Below are 20,935 nucleotides of genomic sequence, written 5' to 3' on the forward strand. Positions count from 1 at the left end.
ACCGCTTTCAGCGCGCGGGACCGCGTCCCCGCTTTTCATACCACGCCTTGGCAAAGCGGAGTTCGTCCTCCTTGGCCGGGAGCAGGCCTTTAATATTCTCCCGCACGATGATCCCCATGACTTTGCCCAGCAGCGGCCCCGGTTCGATCCCCGCCGCGATCAGGTCGCGCCCGCTTACTTTCGCCGTGATGTGGCGCAGCCGGGTCATATACTCCACCACGGCCCGTTTTTTATCGTGCTCTTTCACCCGCGCCATCACGCAGAGCAGTTCATCTTCGTCCAGCCCGTCGAACATCTCGTAGATATCCACGGGACTCCAGCCGCCGCCCCGCTCCAGCCGCGCCACCACTCCCGCCACGCGGCCGCGGGAAGCGATGAAACGTTCTATCGGGTTTTTCATCAGGCCCAGACGGCGGAGCAGTTCTTCCGTCTGCTCGTCGGCAAGCCCTTCGGCGAGGCAGTTCAGAAAGACGAACCAATAATGGATATTCCGTCCTTCGCCTCCCAGCCGGTGCCAGGAGATGGCGTCTTCCGCCTGCTTGCATAGAGCCGCCACCCTGTCGTTAAAATCAATGGCTGGATGGATATAGCGCCAGAGTCCGTATTCGGCCATGCGCGCCAACGGGCGGGCGGGCTGCTCCTCCCGGAATATGAGATTGAGCTCGCCGAAAATGCGGGCGCCGGAAAGCCGGGCGGGCATCCCGTCATGCACCGCCAGTTTCATAAGTTTTTCCGTTTGTCCCCCCAGATTCATTTTGAACCGCTGCTCAAAACGGATGGCGCGGAAAATGCGGGTGGGATCTTCCACGAAACTCAGGTTATGCAATACGCGGATGACCCCGTCCTTGAGATCCTGCTGTCCGCCGAAGAAGTCAATGAGGTGGTTGGCATTTTTCCCGTTGAGCTTGAGGGCGAGCGCGTTCATGGTGAAATCGCGCCGGTAGAGGTCGTTTTTGATCGAGCTCAGTTCCACGATCGGCAAGGCGGCCGGCTCGGTGTAATATTCGGTGCGGGCGGTTGCCACATCGATTTTGCGGTGGCCCCCCAGCACGATGATGGCGGTCTGGAACTTGTGGTGCGCCCGCACTTTTCCGCCGTGGCGTTCGGTGAAGCGGCGGGCGAAGTCGATGCCATCCCCTTCGATGACCACGTCGACATCGAGGTTCTTCCGCCGCATCAGCAGGTCGCGTACGAACCCTCCCACCGCATACGCGGTGAAGCCGCTTTCATCGGCGGCGGCGGCGATTTCCCCCAGCAGCGTGAGGATTTCCCCTGGCAGCCGTTCACGCATCATCCGTGTGAGGTCGCGCGCCACGGGGCGCGCGATATGGCGTTCAAGCCCGCCGGGGGTTCGGCTTTTAAGCATGTCGTTGTAAATGGCGTGCAACACGTCGGTGCGGCCGATTATGCCGATCAACAACCCCTGACGGTCCACCACCGGCACCACTTTCTGTTTTTGCCGGACGATGATCTCTTTAACCGTGTCGTAGGGGGTATCGGCCATCACTTGGGCCGTTTCGGCGCTCATGTAATCCGACACCTTCTCCCGGCCCATTCCGTGGTAGATCGCTTTTTCCACCGTTTGGCGGGTGATGATTCCCAGTACGCGCCCTTCGTGCAGCACCGGCAGCGCGTTGAAGTTATAGCGGGTCAGCATCCCCTCCACCATCGCCAGGGTTTCGTCTTTCCCCACGCTGATCACCGGCGAAGCCATAAGGTCGCCCGCGGTGGGGGCGGGGAGGATGGATTTCTCCAGGGTTTCCAGCAGCATCCGCCGCATATCCTCAATCAGCCGGTTTTTGATGACGGCGGATGCCGCCGTGGGGTGGCCGCCGCCGCCGAACGAGGCGGCGATGGCGCCGGCGTCAACGGCCGCGGTTCGGCTGCGCGCGATGAGGTGCAACCGTCCGTCCATTTCCACCACCACGAAAAGCGCCGTGAGGTTTTCCATATCCTTGAGCGACGCCACCACCACCGAAAGGTCGCTAACATATTCCTTTGACCGGGCGAACGCCAGCGCCACTTCCACGCCGTTGATGAAATGGAGTTCAAGCCGCTCCAGCAGTTCGTGCAGGATCTCCACCTGCTGCGTATTCAGGGTGCGCCGCATGAAGCTCCCCACCACGTTGAGATTCGCTCCCTGCGTCAGGAGCCATGCGGCGGCCTGATAGTCCGCGGGTTGGGTGTTGAGGAAGGTGAGCGAGCCGGTATCTTCGTAGATGCCGAGCATGAAAAGGGTCGCCTCTTCGGCGGAAACGGCTATATCCTTTTCGCGCAGCAACTCCACCATCATGGTGGCGCAGGCGCCCCGTTCGCGGATGTGGGCTTCGGCCCCGCCCAGCCCGGTGCCGGGAAGCGGGTGGTGATCGTAAAAAATATTCTTCACCCCCGGCTTGCCGATAAGGGAGGCGAACGGCCCGAGCCGCTCACTGCTGGTGGTATCCACCGCCACGAGGGTGGTTACGGCGTCGAGGTCAAAATTTTTCAGGCGGCTGAATTCCATCGGGAATCCCGTGTTGGCCAAAAAATCCCGCACATTTTTTTCCTGTGAGCCGGAAAAGATGACTTCGGCTTCGGGGTACAGCTTTTTCGCCGCCGCCATGGAGGCCAGGCAGTCGAAGTCGGCATTGATATGGGTGGTTATGGCAATCATGCGATTTGCTAAATCTACCACGGATCGCGGTTCTTACCCATAAGCGGGGGAAAATCTTGTTCCCCCGGATACGGGTTGTGCCGCCATCCCCGCTTTTTTGGAGACGTTTGAGGGGGCGAAAAAAAGAGCGGCTTCACCGCACGGGATGAAAAAAAATATTGACAATAAAGTTCCATCTCATTAGAATCACGTTTTCCTTTAAAAACGGCACGGGAACCCGCAAGTAAACGCATTGTAAATGTAAGGGATGATTAATGGAATCGAAAGCGGTTTTGAGATACGTACGGATGTCGGCCCAGAAGGCCCGTCTGGTGGCGGATCTCGTGCGCGGCAGGAAAGTGGGCGATGCGCTCAATATCCTCCGCTTTACAAAAAAGAAAATGGCGCGTGTGATCGAAAAAGTTATAGCCAGCGCAAAGGCCAACGCCGAGAATAACCACAACGTCGCCGACGGCAATGACATGAAAGTGGCCCGGATTTTTGTGGACGCGGGTCCGCAGATGAGACGGCAACTTTCCCGCGCGCGCGGCCGGGTAGATCAGCTTCGGAAGCCGATGTCACATGTGACGGTGGTTCTGGAAGATACGGTCGAAGGCCGCCGGAAAGCGGCGCCTGGCAAGGCCGCCGCCACGAAGGTTGCCGCGCCGGCGAAAGCCGCCGCCGTGGCCAAAAAGCCGAAAAAAGAAACCGCGGTCAAGAAAACCGCGGCCAAGAAGACCGCAGTTAAAAAGACGAAGAAAGATAAGGAGTCGTAACCTTGGGACAGAAGACTCATCCTACAGGATTCCGCCTCGGCGTCATCAAGCCGTGGCTCTCCAATTGGTATGCGGACAAGAGAAAATACCAGTCCCAGCTTCACGAGGACTTGGGTCTCCGCAAATTTATAAAGAAGGAGTTGTACCACGCGGGCATCTCCAAGGTTGAGATCGAGCGCCGCGCCAAGCAGATCCGCGTGAACATCCACGCGGCGCGTCCCGGCATCATTATCGGCAAGCGGGGCGCCGAAATCGACCAGATCAAGGCCCGCTTGGCGAAGCTGATCGGGGACAAGATTGAGCTTTCCCTTAACATAATGGAAGTGCGCCGTCCGGAACTGGATTCCGTGCTGATAGCCGAAAACATCGCCACCCAGCTGGAAAAGCGCATCGCGTTCCGCCGCGCCATGAAGAAGGCGGTCCAGAGCGCGTTGCGGTTTGGAGCCAAGGGTATCCGGGTTAACTGTTCGGGCCGCCTCGCCGGTTCCGAAATCGCCCGCATGGAATGGTACCGCGAAGGGCGCGTTCCGTTGCATACCCTCCGGGCTGATATTGACTATGGCACCGCGGAAGCGCTTACCACCTTCGGCATCATCGGTGTCAAGGTGTGGGTGTTCCACGGTGAAATCATCCGGCGCCGCGGCGCGGCGGCCGAACCGGCCGCGGTTGCGGCTCCGGCGGCGAAGAAATCGAAGTGAGGCCCTGAAATCATGTTAGCCCCCAAAAAAGTAAAGTACCGAAATAAGCACAAAGGCCGCATGGAAGGGATCGCCTGGCGCGGTTCGAAGATCAGCTTCGGCACATTCGCCTTGCAGGCGCTGGCTCCCGGCCTTATCACCGACCGCCAGATCGAAGCGAGCCGCATTGCCATCGCCCGCCACATCAAGCGCGGCGGCAAAATATGGATACGCATTTTCCCGGACAAGCCGGTGACTAAAAAGCCGCTGGAAGTCCGCATGGGTAAAGGTAAGGGCGGCATGGAAGGCTGGGTCGCCCGCGTGAAGCAGGGGCGCATCCTGTTTGAAATGGATGGCGTGACGCCTGAAGTGGCGAAGGAAGCCCTCATGCTGGCGCAGCAGAAGCTGGGGATACCGACCCGGATATTGGACAAGAACGAGCGGGGGGCGTTGGCATGAAAGCCGCGGAGATAAAGCAGATGACCGGCGCGGAGATGAAGGCGAAGCTGGACGAGTTGCAAAAGGATTTTCTGAACCTCCGGTTCGGGCTCGCCACGCAGCAGCTTGAAAGTCCGGCGAAGATAAAGCTGGCGCGCCGCGATATCGCCCGCATCAAAACCATTATGAATCAAGGGAAGAGGGCTTAAGTCATGGCCGGCACACTGAACAGGAAGCTGAGAGTCGGCGAAGTGGTGTCCAACAAGATGGACAAGACTGTCGTCGTGAAGGTGGAGCGCAAAATGCTCCATCCCGTATTCAAAAAATTCGTGAAACGCACCAAAAAATTCGTCGCGCACGACGAAGGCGACAAGTGCCAGATCGGCGATACGGTGGAAATCATGGAGACCAAGCCGCTTAGCAAAACCAAGAGGTGGAAAGTCGTTTCCGTCCTCTCTTCCGCCGGGAGCAAGGAATGATACAGCTTCGGACTATTCTTGAGGTCGCCGATAATTCCGGCGCCAAGACGGTTCAGTGCATCAAGGTGCTGGGTGGTTCCACCCGCCGCTATGCCACTGTGGGAGACCTGATCAAGGTGGCGGTCAAGAGCGCCGTGCCGCACTCAAACGTGAAAAAAGGCGAGGTGAAAACCGCCGTGGTCGTCCGCACCCGCAAGGAGCTTGGCCGCGAAAACGGAACCTATATCAAGTTCGACACCAACGCCGCCGTGCTGGTGAACCCCGAAGGCGAGCCGGTCGGCACCCGCATATTCGGACCGGTTGCCCGCGAGCTGCGCGCCAAGAAATACATGAAAATAGTTTCGCTTGCGCCGGAGATTTTATGAGCAGGGTAAATCTGGAAGCTGAAAAAGCGGTTAAACCGAAAGTTAAAAAAGACGATGTCGTTGAAGTGCGCGCCGGCAAGGACAAGGGCCGCCGCGGCAAGATTCTCCGTGTGATGCCGGGAGCCGGCCATGTACTGGTTGAAAAAGTGAACATGGTGAAAAAGCACCAGCGCCCCAACATGAAGAACCGCCAGGGCGGTATCGTCGAGCGCGAAAACAAGATCGCCATCTCGAACGTGATGGTGGTTTGCGCCAAGTGCGACAAGCCGGTGCGTGTGGCCAAAAAGAAACTTGAAGACGGAAAAAACGTCCGTGTCTGCCGCAAGTGCGGCGAGCTCCTGGACTGATAACCTTAAATACGGTGGTATATGGCTTCGCAGTTACAAGAAAAGTATAAAAAAGATATAGTTCCGCTGCTTATAAAAGAGCTGGGGTTAAAAAACCAGCATCAGGTGCCGAAACTCGACAAAATCGTCCTCAACATGGGCCTTGGCGAGGCGGTGACCGATGCCAAAATCCTTGAAGGCGGCATCTATACGCTGCAGCGGATTACCGGCCAGAAGCCGGTGGTGCGCAACGCGAAAAAGGCGATTTCGAACTTCAAGCTGAAGGAAAACGCGCCGGTCGGCGTGACGGTGACGTTGCGGCGCGACCGGATGTACGATTTCTTGCAACGCCTCATTCATGCGGTGCTTCCCCGCGTACGTGACTTCCGCGGCGTGTCGGGAAAGGCGTTCGATGGACGCGGCAACTACACATTGGGGTTGAAGGAACAGCTCATTTTCCCGGAAGTTGAATATGAGAAAATTTACAAGCCCAAGGGCATGAACGTGTGCATAGTAACCACGGCCAACACGGACGCCACCGCCAAAGCGCTGCTGAAAGCGCTGGGCATGCCGTTCCGGAACTAGAAGGAGCAGGAAATGGCAAAAACGTCGAGCATGGTAAAGGCCAGGCGCAAGCCGAAGTTCAGCGTGCAGCAACACAACCGTTGCCCGCTTTGCGGCCGTTCACGGGCTTATCTCAGGAAGTTCAATATGTGCAGAATCTGCTTTAGAAAATTAGCGCTTCAGGGGATGATCCCGGGCGTGACCAAGTCTAGCTGGTAAGGGGGAATAATGGTAACCGATCCGATTTCCGATATGCTGACGCGGATACGCAATGCGATCCTCGCCGGGCAGGACAAGGTGAACCTCCCCGCCTCCAAGATGCTGACCCGTATCGCGGAAATACTCCGCGACACCGGCTACATCAATGATTTCCGGCTCGTGAAGGACAGCAAGCAGGGCATGCTGAAGCTTTACCTGAAGACCTTCGGGCCGCGCCAGAGCGCCATCGTCGGCCTGCGCCGCGTGAGCAAGCCGGGTCGCCGCGTTTATGTCGGCACCACGGAGATCCCGCGTGTTCTCCGGGGGATGGGGATCGCCATCATCTCGACGAACCGCGGAATATTAACCGATGCGGACGCCCGCAAGCAGAAGTGCGGCGGCGAGCTGCTCTGCTACATCTGGTGATGCCATGTCAAGAGTAGGAAGAAAACCGATCGAGATTCCGAGTGGCGTTACCGTGTCGGTAAATGCCAATAAGGTGGACGTGAAGGGGCCGAAAGGCGCCCTCTCCCTGGTGGTGCGCGAGCCGATCACCGTGAAGGTGGCGGGAAGCGTGATACAGGTGGAGCGTCCGAACGACGAACGGATGAATCGCGCGTTGCACGGTCTTACCCGCGCGCTGATTGCGAGCCAGGTGGCGGGGGTTTCCCGCGGCTTTGAAAAGAAGCTGCTGATCACCGGCGTCGGCTATCGCGCGTCGCTGGAGGGGAAGAAGCTTTCCATGGCGCTGGGATTTTCCCATCCGGTGCATATTGAACCGCCGGCCGGCATCACCTTTGAGGTGAGCAAGACCCAGACCGAAATAATCGTGAAGGGGATCGACAAGGCGGTGGTGGGGCAGGTGGCCGCGAACATCCGCGATCTTAAACGGACGGAGCCGTACAAGGGCAAGGGCATTCGTTACGAGAACGAAGTGGTCCGCCGCAAAGCCGGCAAATCCGTCTCCGGTGGTAAATAAGGTTTGATATGAATACCCAAGAAAAAAGCAGGCTTAGAGAACGCAGAAAATTCCGGATCCGCAAAAACGTGTTGGGGACGGCTGAACGGCCGCGCCTGAGCGTCACCCGCAGCAACAAGCATTTCTCGCTGCAGGTCATTGATGACGCCATCGGCCAAACGCTGGTGTCGGCTTTCACCGTGGAAAAGGAACTGAAGGCCAAGTTCAAGAACAATAACGTGGAAGCGGCCAAGCAGTTAGCCGCCATCTTGGCCGAACGGGCCAAGGCTAAAGGGATCACCAAGATGGTGTTTGACCGCAACGGTTACCGCTATCATGGCAGGGTAAAACAAATAGCTGAGAGTCTGAGGGAACATGGTATTCAAATCTAAATCGGACAAGCCCAATTTCAATCGGCAGGAGGCGGATGTCTCCGAACTTCTGGAAAAGGTGATCTTCATCAACCGCGTCGCGAAGGTTGTGAAGGGCGGCCGCCGGTTCTCTTTCAGCGCGCTCGTCGTTGTCGGCAACCGTGCCGGCACGGTCGGTATCGGCTACGGCAAGGCCAAGGAAGTTCCGGAAGCGATAAAAAAAGCGGTTGCCGCGGCAAAAAAGGAAATGCGCGACATTCTGCTGATGGACGGCACCATCCCGCACGAAGTGACCGGCCATGCCGGCGCGGGCCGTGTGTTCATGAAGCCCGCATCCAAGGGCACCGGCGTGATCGCGGGTGGCCCGGTGCGCGCTATCATGGAAGCGGCCGGTATACACGACATTCTGACAAAGTCGCTCGGCAGCGGCAACCCGTTCAACGTGGTGCATGCCACGATGGACGCGCTTGGCAGTCTGCGTAGCCCGGCAATGATCAGGAAAATCCGCGAAACTAAATTCGAAGTGGTGGAGGTTGAAGGATAATGAGACTGCACACACTCAAGCCGGCCGCCGGTTCCACCAAAAAACGCAAAATTATCGGGCGTGGCGCCGGGTCGGGCCATGGCGGCACATCCACCCGCGGTAACAAAGGCCAGCGCGCGCGCACCGGCGGCACCCGCGGCCTCGTCCATTACGAGGGCGGGCAGCAGCCGCTTTACCGCCGTCTCCCGAAACGCGGTTTCACCAATATCCACCGTGAAGATTACACACCGGTCAACGTCAGAAAGCTGGATCAGCTTGCCGGCGTGACCGAGTTTACCCCCGCCGTTTACGCCAAGCTGGGACTTGCCGGAAAACGGGACAAAATCAAGATTTTGGGTACCGGTGAAATCACCCGCGCCGTCACCGTGACGGCCCACTGCTTCAGCGCCACCGCCGTGAAGAAGATCGAAACGGCCGGCGGCAAAGTCGTGAGGATATAAGTCCTTGGCCGTTGAAAGTTTCGGTAATATTTTCCGGCAACCGGAGCTTAAAAAGCGATTGGTGTTCACCATCGCGATTTTAGCCGTTTACCGGATTGGGGCGCATATCCCCGTGCCGGGGATAGACGCCAGCTCGCTTGCGGACTTTTTCGCGCAGATGCGCGGGTCGGTTTTGCAGTTTTTCGACATGTTTTCGGGCGGTGCGTTGAGCCGCCTCACCATCTTCGCGCTTGGCATCATGCCCTACGTCAGTTCCTCCATTATCATTCAGTTGCTCACCGTTGCGGTGCCACACCTTGAACGGTTGAAAAAGGAAGGGGAGGCCGGTCAGCGCAAAATCAACCAGTACACCCGCTATGGCACCATCCTGCTCGCTTCGGTGCAGGGACTGGGTATAGCGTTTGGCCTCGAAGCAATGCGGTCGCCTTCCGGCGCGCCGGTCGTGCCTGATCCGGGTTGGGACTTCCGCCTCCTGACGGTACTTACGCTCGCCGCCGGAACCGCGTTCATCATGTGGCTTGGCGAGCAGATCACCGAGCGTGGCGTGGGGAACGGCATTTCGCTCATCATTTTCTCCGGTATCGTCGCGGAAATCCCGTCGGCGATCATCAATTCATTCCGCCTTATGCAGACCGGGGAACTTTCCCCCATCGCCGCGTTGGTCACCCTCGTCCTCATGGTGGCGGTCATTGGGGTCATCGTTTTCATGGAAAGCGGGCAGCGCCGCATCCCGGTGCAGTACGCACGCCGCATGGTGGGGCGAAAAATGTACCAGGGGCAGAGCAGCCACTTGCCGCTCAAAATAAACATGTCGGGGGTTATACCGCCGATTTTCGCGTCGGCTCTCATCATGTTTCCGGCCACTATCGCCGGCTTTATCCAGCATCCCATGATGCAGAAGGCGGCCGGCATGCTGGCGCCCGGCACAGTGGTGCATATCAGCCTGTACATGGCGATGATAATTTTCTTCTGCTATTTCTACACCGCCGTCGTTTTCAATCCCGACGAAGTGGCGGACAACATGAAGAAGAACGGCGGCTTTGTCCCGGGTATCCGCCCCGGCAAACCGACCGGCGAGTATATTGACCGGATACTCACCCGCATCACGGCCGGGGGCGCGATCTATCTGGCGCTCATCTGCGTATTGCCTGATTTTATGATCAAGTTATTCAACGTGCCGTTTTACTTTGGCGGCACGGGGCTTCTCATAGTGGTTGGCGTGGCGATGGATACCGTGGCCCAGATCGAATCGCACCTCGTCATGCGCCAGTACGGCAGCTTCATAAAAGGAACCCGCATGAAAGGCCGGCAGGGTTGATACGGAATAAGGCGTTCGCATGAACCTGATTTTTCTCGGACCGCCGGGGGCCGGCAAGGGAACCCAGGCAAAGAAGGTCACCGAGAAATACGGCTACCCGCAGATTTCCACCGGCGATATTCTCCGTCAGGCGGTGAAAGACAGAACTCCCATGGGGGCAAAGGCCAAGGAGTTCATGGATGCCGGGAAACTGGTGCCGGACGAGGTGGTCATAGGGATCATCAACGACCGGCTGCACGAACCGGATTGCAAAAAGGGATTCATTCTCGACGGTTTCCCGCGGACCGTGCCGCAGGCCGAAGCGCTGAATAAATTGTTGGAAAAGATGGGATCCCGCATTGACGCGGTGGTCGATTTGGCGGTGGAAGAGCGTATCCTGGTGGAACGGCTTACCGGAAGAAGAACTTGCAAAAATTGTGGAATGGGGTATCATATTACCTTTTCACCGGCCCGCAAAGCCGGGGTGTGCGACAAATGTGGCGGCGAACTTTACCAGCGTGACGATGATAACGAAGCGACGGTAAAAAAACGCTTTAAGGTGTACAAGGAGCAATCGGAACTGCTGGGGGCGCATTACAGCGCCGCCGGCCGATACCGGAAGATTGATGGCACGGCGCCGATGGAACAGGTCTATAAGAGGATCGAGGAAATCATCGGTGCATGATTATCATTAAGACACCGGAAGAAATTGAAAAAATGCGTGTCGCCAACCAGATCGTGGCGAAGGCACTGTTGAAATTGAAAGAGATGGTAAAGCCCGGCGTAACGACGGCGGAACTGGATCGCGTGGCGGAAGAATCCATCCGCGGCGCGGGCGCGCGGCCGTCGTTTAAAGGGTATAAGGGTTTCCCGGCGGCGTTGTGCGCGTCCGTCAACGAGGTGGTGGTGCATGGCATACCGGGAAAACGGAAACTCCAGGAAGGGGACATTATCGGACTCGACTTGGGGGCTGAATACGAAGGTTATTACGGTGATGCGGCCATAACGCTGCCGGTGGGAAAAATTTCGCCGGAGGCGGAGCGGCTGCTGCGGGTAACGCGCGAGGCTCTGTATAAGGGCATTGGATGGATGACGGAGGGCAACCGCCTTTCGGACATCTCGCACGCGGTGCAGACTCACGCGGAAGCGGCGGGGTTTTCGGTGGTGACCGACTTTGTCGGGCACGGCATTGGAACCGCGCCCCACGAAGACCCACAGGTGCCCAATTACGGGCCGGCGGGCCAGGGGCCGATACTGAAACGGGGCATGGTGCTGGCGATTGAACCGATGATAAATGCAGGCACCCGGCCGGTGCAGGTGTTGGATGACGAGTGGACGGTGGTAACCCGCGACAGGAAACTGTCGGCCCATTTTGAGCACAGTATTGCGATAACGGAAGACGGGCCGGACATCCTTAGCGAATTCGCGTGGAGTTGAGTTGGCCAAAGAAAACGTAATTGAGATGGAAGGCACGGTGCTTGAGGCCCTGCCGAACGCGATGTTTCGCGTGAACCTGGAAAACAAGCATGTGGTATTGGCGCATGTGTCCGGCAAGATGCGGATGCATTACATACGAATATTGGCGGGTGACAAGGTGAAAGTGGAGCTTTCGCCGTATGATCTCACCCGTGGAAGAATTACATACAGGTACAAATGATGTGGAGTAACGGCAAATGAAAGTACGGGCATCGGTGAAACCGATTTGTGAAAAATGCAAGGTTATCCGCCGTAACCGCGTGGTGCGGGTTATTTGCGTAAACCCGAAGCATAAACAGCGGCAGGGTTGAGCAAGGGAGGAAAGAGGAAAATATGGCACGCATAGCAGGCATTGATATTCCGCGCGATAAGCGGGTGGTGGTGGCGCTCACCTATATTTACGGCATCGGCCGCGCCACGAGCGAAAAGATACTCAAACAGGCGAATGTCGACATCACGAAGCGCGTGAAGACCCTCACCGACCAGGAGGTCAACGTGCTGCGCAATATCATCGAAAAACAATACACCGTCGAAGGCGATCTGCGCCGCAATACGCAGATGGACATCAAGCGTCTCATGGAAATCGGCTGCTACCGCGGCATTCGTCACCGCCGCGGCCTGCCGGCCCGCGGTCAACGCACTCGCACCAACGCGCGCACCCGCAAGGGTCCGCGTAAAACTGTGGCCTCGTCGAAAAAAGTCGCGAACGTAAAATAACGGGAGCTTAAATGGCTGAAGAAAAGATGATGAAGAAGAAGGACGCCAAACCGGCGGCCAAAAAGAAGAACGTCAAGGTTCCGGCGAACGGTATCGCGCATGTCTTGGCGTCGTTTAACAACACCGTGGTCACGATTGCCGACCAGATTGGCAACGTGATCGCGTGGTCCACCGCGGGTCACATGGGCTTCAAGGGAAGCCGCAAAAGCACCCCTTTCGCCGCCCAGATGACCGCGGAAAACGCCGCCAAAAAGGCGCGCGATGCGGGCATGATGCGCGTCGAGGTACGGGTGAAGGGGCCGGGTTCGGGCCGCGAAGCCGCCATCCGCGCGCTGCAGGCCGCCGGTCTTGAGGTTGAAATTATTCGGGACGTTACCCCGGTGCCGCATAACGGCTGTCGGCCCCCGAAACGCAGAAGAGTTTGAGGAGGCGGGCATAGATGTCACGGTATAGAGAAGGACTCTGCAGGCTGTGCAGACGGGAAGGCACCAAACTGTTCCTTAAGGGCGACCGCTGCCTCACCGCGAAGTGCGCCATCGAGCGCCGCGCATATCCGCCGGGCCAGCACGGCCAGCGCCGCACCAAACTGACGGAGTACGCCATCCAGTTGCGCGAAAAGCAAAAGGCGCGCCGCGTGTACGGTATCGTCGAGCGCCAGTTCCGCAAGACGTTCCACAACGCCGAACGGAAAACGGGGATCACCGGCGAGATATTTCTCCAGTTGCTTGAACGGCGCCTTGACAGCGCGCTCTACCGCCTTGGTTTCGCGGTGAACCGCCGCCAAGCCCGCCAGATCGCGGGACACGGGCATATCTTCGTTAATGGCAAAAAGGTGACCATCCCCAGCTTCGTCGTGAAGAAGGGGGACGTGATCGAAGCGGGCCCGAAGAGTAAAAAACTGAAACATTTCGCCGATGTGCTGGAACGCCGCGCGCAGCTCAAGCTGCCCAGCTGGCTCTCCATCTCCGAAGGCGAACTCAAGGGAACTGTTCTCGACGATCCGAAACCGGAAGATATCGGTATCCCGGTTCGCGAATCGATGATCGTCGAGTTTTACTCGAAATAAGGAGGGACTGAATGAATACGGTTTTAAGGGATTTCGTAAAACCCAAAAAATTGGAGCAGGTGGATGTTGCCGCCGACCAGTCCTACGCCAAATTTGTGGCCGAGCCGCTTGAGCGCGGCTTCGGAGTTACCGTCGGCAATTCGCTTCGCCGGTATCTTCTGTCGTCCATTTCCGGCGCATCAATCGTCGCGGTGAAAATCGCGGGGATTCACCACGAATTTTCCACCGTGCCGAACGTGTACGAAGACGTTTCCGATATCATCCTCAACCTCAAAGAGGTGATCATCGACGTGCCGAGCGACGAGCCGGTGAAACTGACCATTGACGAAACCGGCAAAAAAGAAGTCACCGGCGCGGACATCAAGTGCCCCCCCGGCGTGATTATCATCAATCCGGGCGTTCACATCTGCTCGCTGATGGACAAAAAAGCCGTATTCAAGGCGGAGCTTTTCGTCCGCCTCGGCCGCGGCTATGTCACCTCGGAAGACATCACGGTGGACGATGCCGACATCTCGGTGATCCCGATTGACGCGAACTTCTCGCCCGTCCGCAAGGTGAATTTCACCGTTGAAAAAACCCGCGTGGGCGGGAGCGCCGATTTCGACAAGCTGGTTCTTGAAGTCTGGACCAACGGCACCATCGACGCCGAGACCGCCGTTTCCAACGCGGCCCGCATCCAGCGCGACCATATGAACCTTTTCATCGCCGCCGGCGAGGAAGAGGAACTGCCCAAGCAGGAAATAAAGGCTGAGCGCAAGAAGCCGACCATCAACCTCAACCGCAGCGTCGAGGAATTGGAGCTTTCCGTGCGTTCGTACAACTGTCTGCAGAAGGCTAACATCAAAACCATCCGCGAACTCGTCCAGAAGACGGATTCCGAGATGCTCAAGACCCGCAACTTCGGCCGGAAATCGCTTAACGAAATTAAGCAGATTCTCTCCGAAATGGGTTTGAGCCTCGGCATGTCCGACGACGAAATCCGCGCGATTGAGTCCGATCAGTAAGGAGCGGCCATGAGGCATTTAAAAGACGGCAGAAAGTTCGACATGAACACCGCGCAGCGCGTGGCGATGTTCCGCAACATGGTGACCTCGTTCCTCCAATACGAGAAAATCACCACCACCTTGCAGCGCGCCAAGGAGCTGCGCCGCGTGGCGGAAAAGACCATCACCCTCGGCAAGAACGGCACGGCCGGATCCCGCCGCAAGGCGCTCGGTTTTGTGCGCAGTGAAGACGTGGTGACCAAGGTTTTCGGGCCGCTGGCGGAACGCTACAAGGCCCGCAAGGGGGGCTACACCCGTATCTTCAAGGCGGGCTTTCGCAATGGCGATGGCGCGGCAATGGCCATCATCGAGCTGGTGGATCGCGATGCGGCCGCCGAGCCGAAGCGCCGCACCCGCCACGCTGAAAAGGAAGAAGCCGCAAAGGCATAAGTTTCTTCGGTTATCCAGCAGTCAAAGCCGGGTTGGGTTTTCCAATCCGGCTTTTTTTTGTGCCGGTTTGACGGTGATTGCGCGCGCCGTTACAATGAAGCCTGATTTGGCGGCGGAGAGTGACGCATGGCGCTGTTCGGTGATGGTTCTTTATCGATGAATGTGTTGGCGGGGGGGACGCTGCTCCAGCTTCTGCCGCTGTCATTCGCCACCGGTGCGGGGGCCTCGCTCGCCTCATGCACCATTTTGCGGCTGCCGGTGGCGTTTGGCTATTCGGCGGCTTCCGCCGGATCCCAAAAACGCGCATTGATCCACACACTGGCCTTTTCGCTGGGGCTCATCATCAGCTTTACCCTGCTGGGGATAGCATTCAGCAGCATAAGCGGGTTGGCGCGGAGTGCGGAGCAGGCCAGCCGCCCGATTTACTGGGTATGGGGAATTCTGCTGATTGGCGCGGGCGCCCTGTTCGCGGGATTGATTCCTTCCCGCGCTTCCTGGTTGCGGGATCGTTGCGGTGCCATTACCGCGCGGATAAACAACGTTCCATCGGCCTTTGTCTTCGGCATGGCTTTCGCCGTGCTGGAGCTTCCTTCGTGTCCCTGTTGCGGCGCGGCGCTGGTCGGCATCGCCGGCCTTTCGTTCCTTAACGGCGCGGTATTTCAGTCGGCGCTGCTTTTTGCCAGCTATGCGGCGGGGCAAAGCATGCCGCTCATCGTGGCGGGCTTATCCACCGGGATGCTCCGCCGCGAGCAGCTTAATATCAGGCGGGCGGAGGCGTATATGAATATTGTGGCGGGCAACCTGCTTATTGTGACGGGTCTTGCGTTTATGCTGCTCGCATGAGCGGGGAAGCAAGCGGCCATAACCACGCGCGCCGGGAAGGGCCCGGCTTTGTGGCGCGGCTTGCCATCACGTTGCTGCTTGTGCCGTTGCTGCTGGTATTGCTGAAACCGGCGCTGATGCGGTTTGTCCAGTCGCGCACCGCTTCGTATGCGGGGATCGGGCATTTTGATGATGCGGTGCGCGTATCAAAAAAATGGCTCATGTTTGACGGCGGCAATCCCGTGGCGTGGAGCGGTATTGCCGCCTATTACCGCTCCGCCGGCCAGGGGGAGGAAGCGCTGCGCGCCTATGAAAAGGCGCTGGAGCTTGACCCGGAGAATGCGAAGACGCGCTTTGAGGTGGGGATGTTCCACGCATACCGGAACGAATGGGCCGCCGCGATTCCGCACTTTGAGCGTACGCGCCAGCTTTCGCAAGAGGGGCCAAAGCTGACCAATGCGGCCCGCTACCGCAGCGCACTGATAATGTTGGAGCGCGGTTACACGCAATTTGCCGATGCCGATAAGGCCGCCGCCGCGCGGGCGGAACTTGCCGCCCGCTTCCCGGCTGTCAGCCGGTGATGCCGCGGTAGAGGAGCTGCGAGCCGATGAAGATGAGCCACGCCAGCAGCGCGAAGCGCAAGGGGCGCGTGGGGATCATCGAGGCGAAATGAACTCCCGCCAAGGCCCCGAATATTCCTCCCGCCGCCAGTTTCAGCGTCAGCATGTGATCGACGCTCCCCATGCCCAAGTGGAGTCCGCCCCCCACCGCTGAAAGAACCAGCCCGAAAAGTATGTCGGTGCCGATAACGGTGCAGGCGAAGAGGTTGGTGGTATAGAGCAGCAGAAGGGTGCCGAGCGCCCCCGCGCCAGCGGAACTGAAGCCGACTTCCATCCCGATGAAAAAGGTGAAGAGCGGGATAAGCGGTTTGAGGGTTTTGTGATGGCTGGAAAGATCAACCCGTTTCACCATCAGCGTGATGTTCATGATGGCGGACAGAAGGACGATCGCGCCGACGATGGTGAGGATGATCGTTTTAAGCTCCTTGTTCTGGGCCAGATGGCCGAGCAGGAAGGTACCCACGATGACCCCCGGCACACCGCCGGCCGCCATCATCAGCAGTGTGGGAATATCGGCCTTTCTTTTGGCGTAATACGATATCCCGGCGGGGATTTTCACGATAAAGGAGAAGACGAGCGCCGTTCCGACGGCGATGGCGGGTTCCACGCCAAGGAAAAGCATCAGCACCGGCGCGGTGATGGTGCCGGCCCCCACGCCGGTGATGGCGATGGCGAAGGCTATAAAGAACCCGAGAACGGCTTCCATTGGCTGTCCATGTCCTTAATAATTAAAAAAATAGATTCCCCCGCCTTGCGAGCGGGGGAATCCGGTTGGCATTTAGTTAAGCTTCGGTACCCGCCACCGCCTTCAGTGGCCTGGTGTGGATGCCGCATTCGCCGCCGCACTTCGAGGTGCCAATCCAGCGACCGGCCCGCTCGTTATCGTCGGCGGTGATGCTGGTGCAGGGCGAGCAGCCGAGCGAGCGGAATCCGTGCTTGTATAGCTCGTTCGCCGGCACGGCGTAGACCGCCAGGTACTGCCAGATCTCCCGCTCCTTGAAAAGGAGTATCGGGTTCAGCTTGATCAGCCCCTTGTCGCGCTCTTCCACTTCCAGATAGTCGGTGCGGGTACGCCCCTCGGTGCAGCGCAGGCCGGTGATCCAGCACTTGACCTTCATCTCTTCCACGGCGCGGCGGACCGGCTCGACCTTGTAAACGTCGCAGCACTGGTCGGGATCCGTCTTATAAAGCTCGTCCGGGGCGCGGTCGGACTGGAACAGCCTTAAATTGTCCGGATGTTTTTTCATCAGGGCGGCCATGTAGTCCTTGGTCTGCTGCGGCTTGAACGGCGTGGTGACGATGAATCCCTTGGCGTTCGGGTTCACCCGCAGCGCCATGTCCCACACCACCATGCTGTCCTTGCCCAGCGAGTTGGCCACCACGGCCTGATCGCCGTAGAGGTCATAGTAGCTGCGCAGAAGATGTTCCGCGCGCGCCACTTTTTCCCCGAAGTGCAGCGTTTCGACCAGTTCTTTGAGGTTCTCGGTTGCCTTGCTCATTGTCCTTTTTCCCTTCCTGCGACGTTGTTAACCGTTCTTTTTTATTTTCAGGCGGAAGTTCCCATCCGCCTCTTTTTTCACGCTGACGATCAAATGCCCTTCATCCTTCAGCTGGATGGAGATGTTGCGCACCGGGTCGCCGGCCTGACAGATAAGTTCCAGCACCTGTCCGTCCTCCATTTCATCCAGCGCCAGCTTGGTAAGCACGAACGACATCGGGCATACCTCGTTGGCGATATCTATGAATTTGTCCGCCGCAATTTCCGCCATGCTCATCTCCTGATGGTTATCTTCTGGGGGCGTTCAATGTTCTTCTCCAGCTTTTCCGGGCCGATGGCGGCTTTCAACGCTTCCACGTAGCTTTCCAGCTGGCCTTCCTCCATCAGCAGGTTGCCCAGCCGGATGCGCCCTTTTCCTTCGCCCGCCTTCTGGTACCAGGCGATGGTGGCGGCGATCGCGGCTTCCGCCTCTTCGTCGGTGAGGAAGCGCGCCGCAATGGTGCTGTTCACCGGGTGCCGCCCGTGGTGGCCGCCCACCCGCAGGCTGTGGCCGGTCTTGCCGGCCGTCCACGAGTTGGTGGGGCAGGCCCGTACGCAGTCATCGCAGTACAGGCACTTATCCGCGTAAAATATCGGCTTGCCGGTATCGGGGTGCGATTCTATCGCCCCCTCGGTGCAGGCCGAGGCGCAGATGGTGCAACCGGTGCAGCTGGCTTCATCCCACACCGGCCACACCCCGCCGATCAGGCCCAGGTCGGCGCTGGCGGCGTGTATGCAGTCGTGCGGGCAGCCCGAGAACGACATCTTGAACTTGTGGTTCGTCCGCATGCCGAAGAACTTCTCGTTCACCGTTTCGGCCATCTTTTGCGTATCGGTGATGCCGTTGGGATTGTATTCGCAGCCGCCGCAGGCATTCGGCACGCGCACGCGCGGGCCACAGGATGCCACGTCCTGGCCGGATTCCTTCAGCATTTCCACCAGCGGCCCGAAGTTGTGGTAATCCACATGCAGGATCTCCATCGACTGGCGCGTGGAAAGGTGCAACTGGCCTTTGCCGAACTTCTCGACCGCCTCCACGATGGTCTTCAGCCGGTCAAGGGTCATGCTGCCGCCGGGGCATTTGAGGCGGACCGTGAACTTGTCCTTCTGGCGCTGTTTGATGAAGCCGCCCGCCCGCAGTTCGGCGAAGTTGATTTTGCCCACCGGCTTTTTGCCGGACACTTCCGCGTTCACCTCGATCCGCTTGATCGTCCGCTCTTCGAGGTTATGGTCGACCGATATTTTCAGTTTTTTCTTTTTGGTCACGATGTCACCCATAAATTTTCCTTATATCAACATAAGGTGCGTTTATTAACTAACCACCATTCTACGTAAACCCTAGTGCCTCTGTCAACTATTATTGTTGAGAAAAAACGCGGGGGAATTTCTATTAAAATATCATATAAAACAATTACATGCAAAACATCTTGGCAAGTACGTCAAAATAAATAGGTGGATGATTCACATAAAGCCTATAAATATACTCAGGTATTATGCGCCGCGTAAAAACGGCGCGGCAACAGAGCATAAACTTTGGCCTTCTGTTTCGATAAGGATGATGTCAAAATACCGTAATATTCGGTAACAAGCGCTTTCATCCGGGGGGGGATTGGATTGACACCTGCCAAGCGGGCAGGTGCGGCGCGGTGTTGTGCGTAAAAGCGGAAAGGGCTGGGGGTTGGAAAAACGGGGCAAGGGTGCAATTTGTTTCCACACCGCGGCGCTCCTCGCGTTTCTTTTTTGGATTCCGGCGATGGCCGTGGAGGCATCGCCGGTTGTGCTGGACGGGAAGGCTTCTTCCTATAAACTGGCGCGGCAGGTCGATATTTTTGAAGACCCCGGCGGGGCATTGACTATCGCCGATGTTTCCTCCCCCGCGTTTCAGTCCCGTTTCCAGCCCGGCGGGATGGACGACCTCTATTTTGGTTTCACCGCTTCCGCCATCTGGTTCAAGGTAACGGTCGATAATCCCGCCGCCGCGCCTTTCGATATGATTTTTGGAACGGATTTCACCCACCTTGATCATGTGTCGCTCTATGTTTCCCGGCCGGATGGGGGTTTTGTGGAGCGGAAGGCGGGCTTGATGGAGGTTCCCGAAAAAAGCGGGATTGTCAGCCAGGGCTTGGTCTTTCCATTCCGTGCCGGGCCGGGCGAAACGGCGCTTTACGCGCGTGTCAAGACGGATACCACCTTTATGGCGCCCTTCACCCTTTGGGAGGAGAACGATTTTCACGAACGCCAGAAGACCGAATGGCTGTTATACGGCCTCAATTTCGGCGTCTTGTTCGCCGTGCTTTGCTACAACCTGTTCATGTTTGTTTCCCTGAAGGAAAAAAGCAGCATCGTCTACGTCGTTTATCTTTCCAGTTGGATATTTGAGAACCTGGTCTTCAACGGTTTTGCCCACACCTATTTCTGGCCGGATTGGCTTTGGTGGTCCAAGCATTCGATTCTTTTCGCCGTGATGTATGTCGAATCAAGCGGGATTATTTTTACGCGGGTGTTTCTCAATTCGCGGGTGACGGCCCCCCGCGTCGACCGTCTTATGGTTGGCTACCTCTGGGCGTGCGGCGTCCTTACCTTTTTGTCGCTGGTGTGGCCGAACTATACGCAACTTCACGTGATTATTGTTTGCACCGCGCTGGTCTACCCGCCGTTGCTGGCGGCGGCCGGCATCATGGCGTTGAAAGGCGGCTTGCGCGCCGCGCGTTTTTTCCTTCTTGCGTGGGCATCAAGCATTGTTGGTATCGTGGTGTACGGCCTGGTTCATCTAGGGGTGTTGCCGTTTTCGGCGCTTACCAGCCACGCGATGGACGCCGGCGTCTGCGCCGAGGCGATTCTCATGTCGATAGCCATTTCGGAAGCCATCAAGGACAAAACAAGCGCCATCCGGCGGGAAAAGGAGGAGGCGCAGGCACGCGCCCTGGAAAACGAAATGCGGGTTCACCGGATACTGGTGGAGGCGAAGGAGCAACTGGAAGTAAAAGTGGAGGAACGGACCGCCGCGCTGCGGATGGAAAAAGAACGCGCCGAGGACGCCACCAAAATCAAAAACAAGTTTACTAATCTATTCATAAGTAAGGCGACATTGTGATATACTGCCGTTCATGGAAACGAAAGACGGCAGAGGGTTAAGTCATGGGACACTGGAGGAGATTCGGGTACGGGCTGTGTGGCAGGTAGTAGAGGGTGGCGCGAG

The 20,935-nt window shown here is 57.9% G+C and carries 32 protein-coding genes; 27 read left to right on the top strand and 5 right to left on the bottom strand.

The features are described 5' to 3' along the window. Positions 1-7: 7 nt before the first annotated feature. A complete protein-coding gene (locus HZA03_10400) occupies positions 8-2,653 on the bottom strand; it encodes a CBS domain-containing protein (protein ID MBI5638367.1) in 2,646 nt (881 codons plus the stop codon). A 254-nt stretch (positions 2,654-2,907) separates the two neighbouring features. Here HZA03_10400 and rplV point away from each other — a divergent pair, with 254 nt between their 5' ends. The 26 genes from rplV to HZA03_10530 all read left to right on the top strand — a co-directional run bounded on the left by rplV (position 2,908) and on the right by HZA03_10530 (position 16,160). Beyond that, the gene (gene rplV, locus HZA03_10405) at positions 2,908-3,408 is read left to right on the top strand and encodes a 50S ribosomal protein L22 (GenBank protein MBI5638368.1); all 501 of its coding nucleotides are present in this window, start codon (positions 2,908-2,910) and stop codon (positions 3,406-3,408) included. A gap of 2 nt (positions 3,409-3,410) precedes the next feature. Then, positions 3,411-4,106 carry a 30S ribosomal protein S3 gene (rpsC, locus tag HZA03_10410; GenBank protein ID MBI5638369.1) on the top strand — a complete coding sequence of 232 codons (696 nt, stop codon included), beginning with the start codon at positions 3,411-3,413 and terminating at the stop codon, positions 4,104-4,106. Positions 4,107-4,118: 12 nt separating this feature from the next. Beyond that, positions 4,119-4,544 carry a 50S ribosomal protein L16 gene (gene rplP, locus HZA03_10415; protein ID MBI5638370.1) on the top strand — a complete coding sequence of 142 codons (426 nt, stop codon included), beginning with the start codon at positions 4,119-4,121 and terminating at the stop codon, positions 4,542-4,544. Next, positions 4,541-4,732, top strand: a complete 192-nt coding sequence (gene rpmC / locus HZA03_10420; GenBank protein ID MBI5638371.1) for a 50S ribosomal protein L29 — start codon at positions 4,541-4,543, stop codon at positions 4,730-4,732. The genes rplP and rpmC overlap by 4 nt, the downstream gene beginning before the upstream one ends. A gap of 3 nt (positions 4,733-4,735) precedes the next feature. Next, positions 4,736-5,002 carry a 30S ribosomal protein S17 gene (gene rpsQ, locus HZA03_10425; GenBank protein MBI5638372.1) on the top strand — a complete coding sequence of 89 codons (267 nt, stop codon included), beginning with the start codon at positions 4,736-4,738 and terminating at the stop codon, positions 5,000-5,002. Continuing rightward, positions 4,999-5,367, top strand: coding sequence for a 50S ribosomal protein L14 (rplN, locus tag HZA03_10430; protein MBI5638373.1), 369 nt, complete (start codon positions 4,999-5,001; stop codon positions 5,365-5,367). The genes rpsQ and rplN overlap by 4 nt, the downstream gene beginning before the upstream one ends. Continuing rightward, positions 5,364-5,714 carry a 50S ribosomal protein L24 gene (locus HZA03_10435; protein ID MBI5638374.1) on the top strand — a complete coding sequence of 117 codons (351 nt, stop codon included), beginning with the start codon at positions 5,364-5,366 and terminating at the stop codon, positions 5,712-5,714. The genes rplN and HZA03_10435 overlap by 4 nt, the downstream gene beginning before the upstream one ends. A gap of 21 nt (positions 5,715-5,735) precedes the next feature. Next, on the top strand, positions 5,736-6,278 hold the full coding sequence (gene rplE / locus HZA03_10440) for a 50S ribosomal protein L5 (GenBank protein ID MBI5638375.1): 543 nt from the start codon (positions 5,736-5,738) through the stop codon (positions 6,276-6,278). Between the two features lie 12 nt (positions 6,279-6,290). Then, entirely contained in the window at positions 6,291-6,476 is a 186-nt protein-coding gene (locus HZA03_10445) for a type Z 30S ribosomal protein S14 (protein ID MBI5638376.1), read from the top strand. 6 nt (positions 6,477-6,482) lie between these two features. Then, positions 6,483-6,881, top strand: coding sequence for a 30S ribosomal protein S8 (gene rpsH / locus HZA03_10450; GenBank protein MBI5638377.1), 399 nt, complete (start codon positions 6,483-6,485; stop codon positions 6,879-6,881). 4 nt (positions 6,882-6,885) lie between these two features. Further along, positions 6,886-7,434 (top strand): 50S ribosomal protein L6, encoded by a 549-nt coding sequence (rplF, locus tag HZA03_10455; GenBank protein MBI5638378.1) that lies wholly within the window; start codon positions 6,886-6,888, stop codon positions 7,432-7,434. A gap of 8 nt (positions 7,435-7,442) precedes the next feature. Then, on the top strand, positions 7,443-7,805 hold the full coding sequence (gene rplR, locus HZA03_10460) for a 50S ribosomal protein L18 (GenBank protein MBI5638379.1): 363 nt from the start codon (positions 7,443-7,445) through the stop codon (positions 7,803-7,805). Beyond that, positions 7,789-8,328 carry a 30S ribosomal protein S5 gene (gene rpsE, locus HZA03_10465; protein MBI5638380.1) on the top strand — a complete coding sequence of 180 codons (540 nt, stop codon included), beginning with the start codon at positions 7,789-7,791 and terminating at the stop codon, positions 8,326-8,328. Before rplR ends, rpsE begins: the two co-directional genes overlap by 17 nt. After that, the gene (gene rplO / locus HZA03_10470; GenBank protein ID MBI5638381.1) at positions 8,328-8,768 is read left to right on the top strand and encodes a 50S ribosomal protein L15; all 441 of its coding nucleotides are present in this window, start codon (positions 8,328-8,330) and stop codon (positions 8,766-8,768) included. Before rpsE ends, rplO begins: the two co-directional genes overlap by 1 nt. 4 nt (positions 8,769-8,772) lie before the next feature. Further along, positions 8,773-10,086, top strand: coding sequence for a preprotein translocase subunit SecY (secY, locus tag HZA03_10475; GenBank protein MBI5638382.1), 1,314 nt, complete (start codon positions 8,773-8,775; stop codon positions 10,084-10,086). A 19-nt stretch (positions 10,087-10,105) separates the two neighbouring features. Then, on the top strand, positions 10,106-10,750 hold the full coding sequence (locus HZA03_10480; GenBank protein MBI5638383.1) for an adenylate kinase: 645 nt from the start codon (positions 10,106-10,108) through the stop codon (positions 10,748-10,750). Continuing rightward, positions 10,747-11,502 carry a type I methionyl aminopeptidase gene (gene map / locus HZA03_10485; protein ID MBI5638384.1) on the top strand — a complete coding sequence of 252 codons (756 nt, stop codon included), beginning with the start codon at positions 10,747-10,749 and terminating at the stop codon, positions 11,500-11,502. The genes HZA03_10480 and map overlap by 4 nt, the downstream gene beginning before the upstream one ends. A gap of 1 nt (position 11,503) precedes the next feature. After that, complete coding sequence (gene infA / locus HZA03_10490) at positions 11,504-11,722, top strand: translation initiation factor IF-1 (protein ID MBI5638385.1); 219 nt, start codon at positions 11,504-11,506, stop codon at positions 11,720-11,722. Between the two features lie 16 nt (positions 11,723-11,738). Next, positions 11,739-11,852, top strand: a complete 114-nt coding sequence (gene rpmJ / locus HZA03_10495; protein MBI5638386.1) for a 50S ribosomal protein L36 — start codon at positions 11,739-11,741, stop codon at positions 11,850-11,852. A 22-nt stretch (positions 11,853-11,874) separates the two neighbouring features. After that, the gene (gene rpsM / locus HZA03_10500) at positions 11,875-12,258 is read left to right on the top strand and encodes a 30S ribosomal protein S13 (GenBank protein ID MBI5638387.1); all 384 of its coding nucleotides are present in this window, start codon (positions 11,875-11,877) and stop codon (positions 12,256-12,258) included. Positions 12,259-12,284: 26 nt separating this feature from the next. Further along, positions 12,285-12,683 carry a 30S ribosomal protein S11 gene (rpsK, locus tag HZA03_10505; GenBank protein ID MBI5638388.1) on the top strand — a complete coding sequence of 133 codons (399 nt, stop codon included), beginning with the start codon at positions 12,285-12,287 and terminating at the stop codon, positions 12,681-12,683. Between the two features lie 14 nt (positions 12,684-12,697). After that, complete coding sequence (gene rpsD / locus HZA03_10510) at positions 12,698-13,324, top strand: 30S ribosomal protein S4 (GenBank protein MBI5638389.1); 627 nt, start codon at positions 12,698-12,700, stop codon at positions 13,322-13,324. Positions 13,325-13,335: 11 nt separating this feature from the next. Then, positions 13,336-14,328: a DNA-directed RNA polymerase subunit alpha gene (locus HZA03_10515; GenBank protein ID MBI5638390.1), complete on the top strand. Its 993-nt coding sequence runs from the start codon at positions 13,336-13,338 to the stop codon at positions 14,326-14,328. 9 nt (positions 14,329-14,337) lie between these two features. Continuing rightward, positions 14,338-14,757 (top strand): 50S ribosomal protein L17, encoded by a 420-nt coding sequence (gene rplQ / locus HZA03_10520; protein ID MBI5638391.1) that lies wholly within the window; start codon positions 14,338-14,340, stop codon positions 14,755-14,757. 126 nt (positions 14,758-14,883) lie between these two features. Continuing rightward, positions 14,884-15,600 (top strand): sulfite exporter TauE/SafE family protein, encoded by a 717-nt coding sequence (locus tag HZA03_10525; protein MBI5638392.1) that lies wholly within the window; start codon positions 14,884-14,886, stop codon positions 15,598-15,600. Next, the gene (locus HZA03_10530; protein MBI5638393.1) at positions 15,597-16,160 is read left to right on the top strand and encodes a tetratricopeptide repeat protein; all 564 of its coding nucleotides are present in this window, start codon (positions 15,597-15,599) and stop codon (positions 16,158-16,160) included. Before HZA03_10525 ends, HZA03_10530 begins: the two co-directional genes overlap by 4 nt. Here HZA03_10530 and HZA03_10535 read toward each other — a convergent pair. The 4 genes from HZA03_10535 to HZA03_10550 all read right to left on the bottom strand — a co-directional run bounded on the left by HZA03_10535 (position 16,150) and on the right by HZA03_10550 (position 19,002). Continuing rightward, entirely contained in the window at positions 16,150-16,905 is a 756-nt protein-coding gene (locus HZA03_10535; protein MBI5638394.1) for a sulfite exporter TauE/SafE family protein, read from the bottom strand. The genes HZA03_10530 and HZA03_10535 overlap by 11 nt on opposite strands. Before the next feature lie 76 nt (positions 16,906-16,981). Further along, on the bottom strand, positions 16,982-17,698 hold the full coding sequence (locus HZA03_10540; GenBank protein MBI5638395.1) for a phosphoadenylyl-sulfate reductase: 717 nt from the start codon (positions 17,696-17,698) through the stop codon (positions 16,982-16,984). 27 nt (positions 17,699-17,725) lie between these two features. Beyond that, positions 17,726-17,968, bottom strand: coding sequence for a sulfurtransferase TusA family protein (locus HZA03_10545; protein ID MBI5638396.1), 243 nt, complete (start codon positions 17,966-17,968; stop codon positions 17,726-17,728). Between the two features lie 2 nt (positions 17,969-17,970). Next, on the bottom strand, positions 17,971-19,002 hold the full coding sequence (locus HZA03_10550) for a 4Fe-4S binding protein (GenBank protein ID MBI5638397.1): 1,032 nt from the start codon (positions 19,000-19,002) through the stop codon (positions 17,971-17,973). A gap of 487 nt (positions 19,003-19,489) precedes the next feature. Here HZA03_10550 and HZA03_10555 point away from each other — a divergent pair, with 487 nt between their 5' ends. Beyond that, the gene (locus HZA03_10555) at positions 19,490-20,830 is read left to right on the top strand and encodes a hypothetical protein (protein MBI5638398.1); all 1,341 of its coding nucleotides are present in this window, start codon (positions 19,490-19,492) and stop codon (positions 20,828-20,830) included. The last annotated feature ends 105 nt before the right edge of the window (positions 20,831-20,935 follow it).

Source organism: Nitrospinota bacterium (genome assembly GCA_016217735.1).
Taxonomy (GTDB): domain Bacteria; phylum Nitrospinota_A; class UBA7883; order JACRGQ01; family JACRGQ01; genus JACRGQ01.